This window comes from Butyrivibrio sp. LC3010, from assembly GCF_000424385.1.
GTDB lineage: Bacteria > Bacillota > Clostridia > Lachnospirales > Lachnospiraceae > Butyrivibrio.
Genome location: NZ_AUJU01000020.1, coordinates 103759 through 116381, shown reverse-complemented (window position 1 = coordinate 116381; position 12623 = coordinate 103759). Strand labels below are relative to the sequence as shown.

The 12623-nt window shown below is 38.5% G+C and carries 8 protein-coding genes and 1 rRNA gene; 2 read left to right on the top strand and 7 right to left on the bottom strand.

Annotated elements, in window-relative coordinates; all coding sequences use genetic code 11:
- Window positions 1-161: ribosomal RNA gene (locus G622_RS0112920) — 16S ribosomal RNA — on the bottom strand; the annotation flags it as partial.
- 1029 nt (window positions 162-1190) lie between these two features.
- Here G622_RS0112920 and G622_RS0112910 point away from each other — a divergent pair.
- Window positions 1191-2117: an ArsR/SmtB family transcription factor gene (locus G622_RS0112910; protein ID WP_026511064.1), complete on the top strand. Its 927-nt coding sequence runs from the start codon at window positions 1191-1193 to the stop codon at window positions 2115-2117.
- Window positions 2118-2323: 206 nt separating this feature from the next.
- Here the strand turns inward: G622_RS0112910 and G622_RS24720 are convergent, their stop codons facing one another.
- The 6 genes from G622_RS24720 to G622_RS0112880 all read right to left on the bottom strand — a co-directional run bounded on the left by G622_RS24720 (window position 2324) and on the right by G622_RS0112880 (window position 10922).
- The gene (locus G622_RS24720; RefSeq protein ID WP_049945848.1) at window positions 2324-4270 is read right to left on the bottom strand and encodes a DUF3298 and DUF4163 domain-containing protein; all 1947 of its coding nucleotides are present in this window, start codon (window positions 4268-4270) and stop codon (window positions 2324-2326) included.
- Between the two features lie 151 nt (window positions 4271-4421).
- On the bottom strand, window positions 4422-5342 hold the full coding sequence (locus G622_RS0112900) for a carbohydrate ABC transporter permease (RefSeq protein WP_044913777.1): 921 nt from the start codon (window positions 5340-5342) through the stop codon (window positions 4422-4424).
- A 14-nt stretch (window positions 5343-5356) separates the two neighbouring features.
- On the bottom strand, window positions 5357-6238 hold the full coding sequence (locus tag G622_RS0112895) for a carbohydrate ABC transporter permease (RefSeq protein ID WP_242833000.1): 882 nt from the start codon (window positions 6236-6238) through the stop codon (window positions 5357-5359).
- A gap of 153 nt (window positions 6239-6391) precedes the next feature.
- Window positions 6392-7930, bottom strand: coding sequence for an ABC transporter substrate-binding protein (locus tag G622_RS0112890; protein ID WP_026511061.1), 1539 nt, complete (start codon window positions 7928-7930; stop codon window positions 6392-6394).
- 209 nt (window positions 7931-8139) lie between these two features.
- A complete protein-coding gene (locus G622_RS22880) occupies window positions 8140-9792 on the bottom strand; it encodes a glycoside hydrolase family 43 protein (protein ID WP_044957642.1) in 1653 nt (550 codons plus the stop codon).
- A gap of 173 nt (window positions 9793-9965) precedes the next feature.
- The gene (locus G622_RS0112880; RefSeq protein ID WP_026511060.1) at window positions 9966-10922 is read right to left on the bottom strand and encodes a glycoside hydrolase family 43 protein; all 957 of its coding nucleotides are present in this window, start codon (window positions 10920-10922) and stop codon (window positions 9966-9968) included.
- Window positions 10923-11241: 319 nt separating this feature from the next.
- Here G622_RS0112880 and G622_RS0112875 point away from each other — a divergent pair, with 319 nt between their 5' ends.
- Window positions 11242-12585: an MATE family efflux transporter gene (locus tag G622_RS0112875; RefSeq protein WP_026511059.1), complete on the top strand. Its 1344-nt coding sequence runs from the start codon at window positions 11242-11244 to the stop codon at window positions 12583-12585.
- Window positions 12586-12623 lie beyond the last annotated feature (38 nt).

The following is a 12623-nucleotide window of genomic DNA, read 5'->3' as shown; positions in this document are numbered from 1 at the left end:
CCCCAGTACGAGGCAGGTTGCCCACGCGTTACTCACCCGTCCGCCACTAAAGATTATCAAGATTCTGCCGAAGCTTCATCAGCGATAATCTTCCGTTCGACTTGCATGTGTTAGGCACGCCGCCAGCGTTCATCCTGAGCCAGGATCGAACTCTCACGTTTAAATGTTTCTCAAACATCTCTGTTTAAGATCGTTCGTCTTCTGACCAGAACTTAAGCTTGGCTTTTGTTCTGTCCGTTTTACCTTTAGTTAGGTTGTTTTGTTCTCTGAATATTCTTTTTGGAATTTTCAGGGTTGCATTACTATTTCATTGTCAAAGTGCTTAAATACTAGGCTTGCAGGCATTCGTATGTTTGCCGTGCGCCGCAGCGATATTTAATATATCACTCACCTATGATAGTGTCAACAACAAATTTCATGTTTTTTTATTTTTTCCACCAGTTTCCATATTTCTAGCTGTTTACTAGTGCTGCTGTCATTAAATACCTCGACTTTTTACGAAGTATAAATTGTTCTTCTGCAAGGCGGAGGAATGAGTCGTACCGGGTGGTACGGCGATTGACGCCAACGCAGCAGAAGACAATTTAGACAAGTAATAAAGTCGACTTATTTGATGACAGTAGCACTAGCTTTTAGCTATATATTAATTTTAGAATTATCCAATATGCAATCAAAGACTTCTAAAATCACTCAAGAATTAAGGAATAGTATTCAAACGAATAATGCACATGAAGTAAGAACCGGCTTTCATGTAGCCGCTCTCTTTATGCCAATCATTCTGTTTTCTACTTATATTATGATGCAACTAACACATCTGCTACACTATATTCTTTTCCAACAGACAATTAGGATTACTGATATAGAAAGAATATTTCAGTAGTCCAGGAAATAATCCAACTCTATAACAAATTTTGCTATTCTTTTAGCAAATAGTCTGCTATATTAATTCCTGCATTAAATGTATGCATCATAATTTTTGGTGTTTAAAATTATTACTTTTTTGCTGTTAGAAAATACAATAACATTTACGGTAAATTTTTGCACTACTACACTTTCGAAATTACAATACTTTTATATCCCTTTATCGATATTTATTACAATTTTTACAAAGATTTTATAATTGAATCTTAGACAGCTTCTGTGATATTATATTAATGTTAAATATTTTACTTTTATTTAAAGGAGTTATCATGCTTCATATTAAATCACTTTCAGAAGGTCTTGATCTTTTCAAGGCACTCGGTTCTGATGTACGAATAGAGATAATCAAGATTTTATTAGAAGAAAACGGCATGAATATGAATGAACTTGCAAGCCGTTTAAATATAACGAATGGTGCTCTTACAAGTCACATTCGCAAGCTTGAGGAATGTGGAATGATCACAGTCAGCAACGAGACGAATGGTCATGGTAATCAGAAGATTTGCTCTGTGCACGTTGATAAAATTCTAATCGATATTCAGGATGATGAACACGATGAAAATATTTATACTGCTGATATAAAAGTAGGACAGTTTTCAGATTACGAAGTATACCCTACCTGCGGGCTTGCATCATCAACTCAGATTGTAGGGCAGGTAGATGACACCAGGTATTTTTCACATCCTGATCGTTACAACGCTGATATTCTTTGGTTTACCAAGGGTTATGTAGAATATGTTGTACCTAATTTCATCCCTTTTAATCAGAAAATCGATGAAATATGTATCTCTGCAGAGTTATCAAGCGAGGCACCCGGTGTAAATAATGTATGGCCTTCTGATATTTCTTTCTTTATTAATAATGAATTTTTAGGGACATGGGTTTCACCGGGAGACTTTGGTGATGTGAAAGGTATATTCACGCCGGATTGGTGGTTTCCTAACTGGAATCAGTATGGTCTTTTGAAGATGCTTGTTATAAATCATCATGGAACTTTTATTGATGGTTTGAAGATTTCTGATGTTACTATTGATCATTTTGCTCTTACAAGTAAAAGCAATATCAAGTTTAAAATGGCAGTACTTGATGACGCTGAGCACGTTGGTGGTCTTACAATTTTTGGAAAGACCTTCGGAAACTACAGTCAGGATATAAATGTTAAGATCGCATATAGTCCTATTACAGTTGAGGAATAAGAGCATTTTGAATTTCTGCCAGGTACACACTTGCCCGCAAGCTCCACTAAGCCTGCCAAACAGACTTACGGGGTTGGGCCCCGCTCGTTCAGACAAGTTTTCACTTGTCTCGTCCTACATCTAATGAAGTAATTTGCTCAAATAAAATATTAAAAGCGCTTTCCCTATTTGATTTTTAATAAGGAACGCGCTTTTTTGAATTAATGTCAATCCACTATTTTATACAGATATTCTGTATTATATGTCAGCACATACATGGTTTCTTCCTGCACGATAAAGTAATATGGAGCTGATTTTACATTTATTTTTTGCTGTACTTTTCCATTCTTTATATTAAGTACATAGATATAATCAGGCTCCTGGGTAAATCCATATCCGCAGTAAATACTGTCACCAAGGATTACGAAATTATATGAACTGCATACCTGATCATCGCTTTTCCAAAGTGTTTCACCGGATACCATATCAATTGCTACCATATATGATTTATGAGGATTGGCTGACGCATAGGTTCTGTGTCCAAGTGACACATAAAGTATGTTGTCCTTTATTTTTGCATAGTAAATATATGGTGTCGTAACGTCTGCAAATAATCCATCTCCCTGATCAGGTGGATTCAGGAACTCATCGAAATAATAATTACCTTCAAGACTCCCAAGCTCATTATTAAACACCGTAAGCGAGAGTTCACCGTTATCAGCATCATTCACAACACTATAGCTATAGGTTTCATCTGAGTATGGAAATCTTTCAGGAAGAGGTATTCCTTTTTCCTTAGCCCATGTTTCTTCATTAAGCCAGTCTGTGGTGTTTGAGCTGATTTCGCTTAATTCATATGAAGGTTTTCCTGCTTCTGTATCTATCCCGTCTGCTGTAAAAGAAGTCCATCCGGGATTTTTGACAACAGCATGGTACCACCAGTCCTCACCATATTCCTCATCTTCGCCTTTGCCATCATCGTCTAACCCTCCGGGGAATTTCCCTTTGTTATCAGTTATATCAGTAAGAAAAGGTGTGGCATCGACAGTTACGGTATCAGTTTCTTTAAGCTCTTTTCCTATCTCATTTATGTCAGGCATTTCGCTCTCATCATAATTATCATATGTATCTGTAAATATTTCAGGGTAATCTTTGAATTTCACTTTTACCATCTGCCATCCAAGGGCATAGCTACCCATTGCATAATCCTCAAAGCAAAACACTACTCCATCATAATCCAATGCCCAAGACAAAGCTTTGGCATTTTCCTTTAGTCTGTCAGGGAAGCTTGAAATAAAATTATTTCTGTCATCAGGATATCCCCTGAAATCTTTTGCTATATCTTCATTTTGCTTTTCAATTTCATTTGCAATTATCTCCGGTAATGTCTCAGTATTTTTTACAACATCTGAGAATGCTATCTCTTTACCGGTTACCGGGTCAAAATTATAATCTTTAAAATATGTATATCCGTGAGCGCCTCCAAGAAATGCATAGTCTTCGACTACGAAAGAAAATACTTTTCCATCTGCTCTTATCGGATAGTAATTAAGAGCCACTTCATAAGGAATATTCCATTCGCTTTCAAACATCTCCTTAATTTCCGGTGCACTTGAAGAGAAAAATTCGTTAGTCTCTTTCTCACCTTCAGCGCCAAAAGCATCCAGTGTTTTTTGAAGCTTATCAAATTCGTTAATTACGTTTTTATCAAGTTTTACTGTATAGTAGTTAGCACTGGCATAATCAGTATCTCCATTCTTAAGCGTCATTGGATGGCTCTGATAGGTGTAATCCAAAGTCGCTTTAAGATCTTCATCTGTGAGTTCATGAGATGACTCATCATTCAGCGCACTATCTGTTGGGATATTTTCTTTGGATGCATCTCCATTTGTAGAGTTATCATTTTCTGAATCATCTTCCAAAGGATTATTCCCGGCATTATTTGATTCTTCATTATTATTTGAAGATCCATTATTTTCATCATCTGCAATGATATTATTTGGAGAATCATTTGATGTCTCACCTGCCGTATCTGCTTTATCGGCGGATTCAAGCGGCTTATCTCCTGCAGCCTTTCCGGAATTATTCACACCACATCCTGATGAAAAAACAATTACTCCCGACAGCATAAGTGCCATGATTTTTCTAATAACATACTTATTTCTTCTATTCATATGTCCCCCTATATCAAGTAAACCTGCCAGCTAAAGTGCTGCAATTGTCTTTGCATAATTGTTTCTAACTCTTTTCTGGTAATTTGATGATACCATCAAAAGGACAAAAATGAAAAGGGACAACAGATATGATGTCTGTTGTCCCAAAATTTTACTTTATTCCACTTATAGCAATTGATTCGATGATAACTCTCTGGAATAAGAAGAACAATACCAGTGTAGGTAACATCGCGATTACAGAAGCTGCCATAATTAAAGCGTAATCACTTTGAATCGCATAATATGAATTGAAGGATCTGATTACAACCTGAAGTGTCCAGTGTTTCTCACTTCTAAGGAAGATCGTAGGTGCAAGGTAATCATTCCAGATTCCCATGAACCAAAGCATAAGCTGTGTTCCAAGAGCTCCCTTCATAAGGGGAAGGAATATCTTGTAGTAAATCTCAAAATAGTTACAGCCATCGATTTTTGCTGCATCCATGAGTTCTGTGGGTATGCTGTAAAGGTTCTGTCTTAAGAAGAATATCATGCTGACATTACCGAAGCATCCAGGAATGATAAGTGGTGCAAGTGAGTTAGTCCAGCCAAGTTTTGTAAAGAGAACGTACTGAGGAATCATAACTACTGCAAACGGAATCATGATAGTTGCAAGTAATGCCAGGAAAAGGGCATTTTTACCTCTAAAATTCATCTTGGCAAAAGCAAATGCCGAAAGTGATGAAGTGAATCCACCGATTAGAAGAACCGGTATTTCTACGGTAATAGTATTTATAATGCCGCTTATAAACTGGCCTTTACTAAGTACCTGGCTGTATTTTCCAATCAGGATCGGGTTAGGAAAAAGTGTTAATGTTCCTGAAAGAATCTGATTTTTAGTCATGAATGATGTAGCCACCATGTAAACAAGAGGGAACACCATTGTTATAGCAAATGCAAAGAGTAAAACAAAGATGATTATATTAACAATCTTCTCTTTAGAAGATGTGACGCGATCTGTCTGATAGTCTTTAGCACTTGACTTCGCTCTTTTGGGCGATTGTGAATTCATATTTGATTTTAAAGCCATTTCCATCTGTCACACCTCCTTTACTCTATAGTTTTAACCCATTTATCCTGACCCCAGAAATTGATGGCAGTGATAATGAAGATAATTATTGCAAGAATTACAGCTACTGCACTTCCGTAGCCAAGCTGTCCGTTTGTAAATGCCTTTTCATACAGATAGAATACAACCGTTGCTGCACTGTAGTTTGGTCCGCCTGAAGGTGTCATTACCTGTACTTCTACAAAAACCTGGAACCCACCGATAAGCGATGTGATGAGAACATAGAAGGTTACAGGTGAAAGAAGAGGCAGTGTGATGTTTCTGAACTTCTCCCAGCTGTTTGCTCCATCAATCATTGCTGCTTCATAATAATCCCTCGGGATATTCTGTAAGCCTGCAAGATAAAGGATAATCGTTCCTCCGAGTCCTTTCCAAACCATAAAGATGATCATGGATACTTTAACCATAGTCTCATCTCCAAGCCAGTTAGGACCATGTATTCCTGTGAGCGCTTTGTAGATACCATTCAAAAGACCATAATCATAGTTGAATACCCATGCCCAGAGGATAGATACAGCAACCAGTGAAGATACTACAGGAACATAATACATTGTAGTAAGAACTCTCTTGCCAGGGATTTTTCTGTTAAGTCCCATGGCTACGAGCATTCCAAGTATCATACCAATCGGGATACCAATCATGTAGATGATAGTTGTTCCCATTGCCTTCCAGAACTTAGCATCGCTTATTATCTTAATGTAGTTTCTAAGACCAACAATATTTCCCAACAGCGAGTTGATTCCGGTCCATTTGCTTGCGCTGGCAACCAGGGCAAATACGATTGGGTAAGCCATAAAAAGCATGAACCCTACAAAAGGTGCAGCAATAAATAACCATGCCCATCTTTCTTCTCTCTTTGCCATCGCAGACATCCGAACTTTTACTTTTTTTGATGCCATCATGTACTCCTTAAAAACGTTCCTTATATATAGAAGGAACAATGCTAGTTATAACCCACTTCAAAGTCTGTTTAAAGTTATCTCCTGCCCTTTGGCAGGCAGGAGATATAATGTCAATTAGTTTGTTGCTGAATTCTGAAGTTCAATTGCTTCATCAAGTGCTTCCTGCATTTCAGGCTCTACCTGATTGAGGTAATCCTCTACAGAGATATCACCATTCTTGATGTTAAATACGCCTGACCAGAAAGGTGTGAACCACTCACCGTTATATGTGTAGTCAGTCTCCTGAAGAGCTGCTGCATAGTGATCATTGCCGTCGAAGTATCCGAAGATTACATCTACGTTTGAAGCATAAGGAACTTTTCCGCTGTTTACTGCATCCTTGAATTCGCCATAAGCAAGTTCTGTGATGTTAGGAAGCTGGATAGATTCACCTGTTGTGATACCGGAAACTGCCTTCTGTCCTTCTTCGTCAGTTGAAAGCTTAGCTGCAAGCTGTGCTGCAAGATCAGGATTCTCAGATGTTGCTGATACACAGTAACCAACTGAACCCATCCATGTGTGTGATCTTCCATCACCTGAAGGTCCTACAGGCCATCCGCAAAGGTTCCACTTGTAAGGGAATGTAGCCTCATCCATGAATGCTGCAACATCCCATGTACCACATGCATAGAATGCAACCTGCCCATCGAGCCATCTCTGATATCCGCCAAGTGCTGTATCCTGCTCAACTGAAGGTGTAAGTCCATCTTTTGTAAGATTTGTGTAGAATGTAAGTGCTTCCTTAAGAGGCTCGTTGTTAGCAACATTAACCTTTGTCATATCATCGTTAAGGAACTTAACGCCATTAGAATAAAGGAAAGGAGTCATACCGAACTGGTCTGCGTTAGCAACGCCCCACTGATCGATCTCACCATCGCCGTCCTTATCTATTGTAAGCTTCTTACAAACTTCGACAAATTCATCATATGTGTAAGGCTTCTCGGGATCAGGATATTCAAGTCCTGCTGCATCAAACAGATCCTGGTTGTATGCAAATGCAAAGCATGAAAGATCCTTGGGAAGTGCATAGAGAGAACCGCTACCAACATTTTTACCATCATAACGGTAAATCTCCTGTGTAGTTCCCCATACGCTGCTGATTGTATCAGCATCTACATAATCATCAAGAGGAAGAACATATCCGTTGTCTACATAAGAACGAACTGCTGCAGGTCCTACATAGAATACATCAGGCATATCGTTGGCTGTCATGTTAGCGATCATCTTCTGGTTGTACTCATCCTGAGTTGTAACCTCAAATACAACCTCCTTGATCTCATCCTTGTGCTCATCTACGAACTGCTTTACAAGATCTTCATAAATCTTCTTCTCATGCTCCTGCATGTAAAGGAATACATGAAGTGTCTTATCACCATTACCTGTAAGAGAATCTGAAGATGATCCGTCTGAACTCTCAGCTTCTGCTGCATCTGCGGTCTCAGTAGCTTCACCGGCATCAGATGCTTCTGCAGTATCTCCACTTGCAGTCTCTTCCTTTGCTTCTGTTGTGCTCTCAGCTTCGCCTGCTTCTTCAACAGTTGTTGTTGCGCAACCAGTCACTGTACTAAGTCCCATGATGGTTGCAAGTGCAATACCTAAAAATTTCCTTCTCATGTTAAAACCTCCTAAAAAACTTGTCTAAGTAATTAACTTATGTAGTAATTCTAACTAATCCAATTTACATCGTCAATAAATATTTTAGATTTTTGTAAACAATTTTACATTTTTGTTATTTTATATAAAAACTTAAAATACTTTTTGTGTAAATAAACAAACTTATCAAATATTGCTGCCTTGTCTTTACAAAATTGCTTTTTCGTGCTCTATTTCAAATATTTTACTGCCCACAGAGTCTTATTGTCAGTGCCTTTTGCAGATATACAAAGTGTATTGTTACCTGCTTCATCCGTCATTGTAAAAGCGCAGCCATCATAACTGATTCCGTCAATTGTGAAATTCACATAGGTCTTACCTCCACTTAATGCATAAGTTCCCTGCAGAGCATCTTCACCTTCATATGATTCGATCCTGCCTGCTTCAAATTTGCACTTAACAGGCTTATTTACTATGTCATTCACATCTAGTCCATGACTTAAAAGGTAAAAGGTTCCATTCAGCATGTCATCTGTCACATTAGCATTTTCCCCAATTGAAGTAATGCTCTCATCTCCTGTGTATTCAAATGGTGCTGCCGTAAACCATCCATCCTCTGTCATGAAAAGCTTATGAATTCTGGGCTCATGGAATTCCTGTCCATCATCAAATCTCTGATGATAAACAATGTAGTATTCTCCATTTTCATCCTGAAATACAGACTGTCCTCCCGGTGCCATATAGGTAACGGATAAGCTGGGAAGTGTATAATTTCCCATCATTTTAAGTCCGTAGCTCATGTAATTTTCTTCGTTGCCAAGCCTGTTTCCCGCTGCATCAACGTAAGGTCCTGTGGGATTCTCACTTCTAAACTGCCTTATCTGATATCCTCCATTACTTGTAAGTCCGCCATATGAAAGGAAAAGGTAGTAGTAGCCTGACTCTTTTGAATAGGTAATATATGGGCCTTCAATTGCATGATGTCCGCCGCCTACAAGTCTGTAACCATAGTACGGGTCAGGAGCATCCTCTCCGCCTTTTGCAGCTTCTTCAATAGGATGAATTGGTTTTCCTGTGGCAGGATCAATTTCCAGAAGAAAAATTCCGCCTGACCATGATCCATAAACCATCCACATTCTGTCATCTGCATCCGTAAAAATTGCGGGATCTATGCAGTTTGGCCACTTTTTGTTATCATACCCGCCAAGCTTTAAGTAGGGCGTTATATCCGCATCTTCTCCCAATACATCATATATGTCTGTTTCAGCTGCATGTGAACTGGTAAATCCGGAGTAAAGAATCGTATCCGTATATGTATACTTTCCACTAGGTTCATCAGACACTGCCATGCACAAATTTGATTTTATATAGGAAGAAGTCGTACAAAAATACATGACATATTTTTGCATTATCTCGTTGTAAAAGGTGTTAGCTGCCCAGACAGAATATCCACCTTCTTCATTTTTCCCGACATAAGAAAAAGCCGGGAGACTGCCCGAAAACAAGTTGTCAAAGACATTGTTCCCATTACCGATATAGCTCCAATCCTTTAGGTCATCTGACTTTGCAAGTATCTGATGACTGCCTGTCATATAATAAGTACCATCAGCAAGAATAATCTGTGGATCATGGCAACTCACAGCATTTTTGTATACACCTTTTTTTATTTCAGATTCACTCAGTTCATTCTGATTCACTTCGTCATCTCCCTGTGCAGCATCTGCACTTCCATTATTATTGTTCGTGGCATTCTCGCTTTGAGTATCACTGACTTCTGCTTCATTGTTTTTTGCTGCATTTCCTGCGCATCCTGAAAGAGTCCCAACCATAAGGGAAGTACAGATTGCAGCCAGCGTCCTCTTATAAAAATTCCTTCTTCTCATATCATTCCTTTCGCACCAGCACTAAACTTAACTTTCAAAATTCATCTGCGCATGAGGCACATCCATAGCGCATCGTTTTTATCCTAAAGGAAATCAAATGTAATTACCCTTAAGGTGGAAAAAATCCCCATCTTTCATACGAAAGACAGGGATTTAAGCCTTATAACCGATTATTATCTACAGGAAAAAACCGGACGACCGCTTTCGTCGTATTTAATTTTCATTAACATCGCATGGCGATTGGGATTGTAAAGAGGATCTCCGACTATCTCTGTCTCGGTTCTGGCATGATAAACCATTATGTCATTGCCATCCTCATCTACAGTAAATGAATTGTGTCCTGGGCCATAAACAACAGCATCTGCATCACTCTTCAAAACAGGATAGCGCTCTTTTGACCAGGATCTTGGATCCAGTAAGTCAGCATCTTCATCAGCAGTCAGCATACCAACGCAGTATGCAATTCCTGTTTCGCTGGCTGAATATGTGACAAATATCCTGCCATTTCTTTTAAGCACCGCAGGGCCTTCGTTTACCCAGAAACCAACTCTTTCCCAATCATAGTCAGGTGTTGTAAGAAGCACCTGCACAGTCTCAAGTTCATAGGGTGACTTCATTTTTGCAATATAGAGATTTGATATTTGTTTTCCGACTCCTACCTTCTCAGCCCAGATGTAATACCAGTCACCTTTATGCTCAAACACTGTACCATCCAGCGAAAATGCTTCAAATGAAAACTCATCATCAGCAGCTCTTTTAATTTTACCTTTTTCGATCCACTCATCGTTTATGGGATCATCGCCCTGACATTCAAGCACATATGGACGAATCGCCCATATGTCATCGACATCTCCGGCAGCAAAGTAGATGTACCATTTTCCCATCACATAATGAAGCTCCGGGGCCCAGACATGTTTACTCATTACCCCTGAGTCATGCTTCGTCCAGATTGTATGTTCCTCAGCATCTTTAAGTCCCTGAAGAGTAGTTGATCTTCTAAGTGCAATTCTGTCGTATTCGGGCACAGATGCAGTAAAATAATAAAAACCATCATCTGCCTTGAGAACATAAGGATCTGCTCTCTGGAGTATCCATGGTTCATTGTATTTAAGGTCTTTCTCATTACTCATAATAACCAGCTCCTCTGATAAACGTAGCTTTAATCTATCTCATTCCATCAGGATACGGATACTGTAAGCACTCCAAAAGAAGTATGCTGACAGCTACTAATCCCTTAATGGTTTAAAGAATTTTGATCAATAGTTCAGGTTATAAGTTAATCTTAGACATTGATTTATTTTTAATTCGTTCTGAACTATTTTATATTTTCCTAAATTATATTATTATTATCTAAAATTTTCAAGTTTTTTATAAAAGCTATATTGAAAATGATTTTTTTAGAGCATAAAATCATATAAATAATTTCGTATGTCTATGGAGAATGTACTTATGAACGGAAAAATGACTGAGGGAAAGCCTCTTAATATTTTATTGAGATTTGTTATACCGATATTTTTAGGATTCATATTCCAGCAATTTTATAATATGGTGGATACAGTTATAGTCGGCCGTTTCGTTGGACCAAAAGCTTTGGCAGCGGTGGGATCCACAGGAACTATCATGTTCATGATCATGGGACTTGCCAATGGTCTTACCACAGGATACACAGTGCTTATCAGCCATAAATTCGGTGCAGGTGATGATGCTGGAACAAAAAAGGCTTTCATCAATGCAATCTTACTTGGCATCATAAGTACATTCGTTGTAACTGTTATAGCTATTTTGGTCATGCCTTCTTTGCTACATATAATGAATACTCCTGATGACATATACAAAGATGCTTATTCCTACATAATTACAATATGCGCAGGCAGTATAGCACTTATAGGATATAACCTTCTCGCATCTTCACTAAGAGCAATAGGGAACAGTAAAACACCTCTGTACTTTTTGATTTTCTCAGCATTTTTAAACATTTTGCTGGATTTATTATTTATCGTAATTTTCCGTCTTGGAACCTTTGGTGCTGCCCTTGCTACAGATCTCTCGCAGGGAATTTCTGTTATCCTGTGTGCAATATACATTTATAAGAACGTTGATCTTCTAAGGCCCCAGAAAGGTTGCTGGAAGATGGATGCCAATTTTGCAGCAAAACAGCTGAATATCGGCATTCCCATGGCACTTCAATTCGGAATAACTTCATCAGGCACAATGGTAATGCAGGCATCAATCAACATATATCAGTCTGTTGCAATTGGCGGATTTACGGCTGCCGGAAAAGTTGTAAATCTAATGACAGCAGGCATGCCTTCAATCGGTCAGGCTACAGCTGCCTATGTAGGACAAAACTACGGTTTTGGGAATCTGGACAGAGTTCACCAGGGTACAAAGGATGCTATGAAAATATCCGTGGTGTATTCTATAATAACCGGTATTTTAAGTGTTGTTCTTATGCCTTATATTGTTTCTCTGTTCTTTGACAGTAGTGTAAATCTTGCAGAATATATGCCTTATTGCAGAATATATATTACAGAAGCTGCCCTATTCTATATCCCGCTTTGTATGATTTTCATATACAGAAATGCCATGCAGGCCTGTGGGTACGGAAAAACAGCTCTAACCCTTGGTTTTATGGAATTGACATCAAGGCTTTTAACAGCCTATGTTTCAATCAGACTTCACAGTTATGCCATCGCAGTAGCAGGTGATGCACTGGCATGGTTCACTACCGGAGTATTCTCATGGATTTTATATACGATAGTACTAAAACAGTGTATTAAAAAAGTTTCTTAAATATAGTACTAAAACAGTGTATTAAGAAAGTTTCTAAA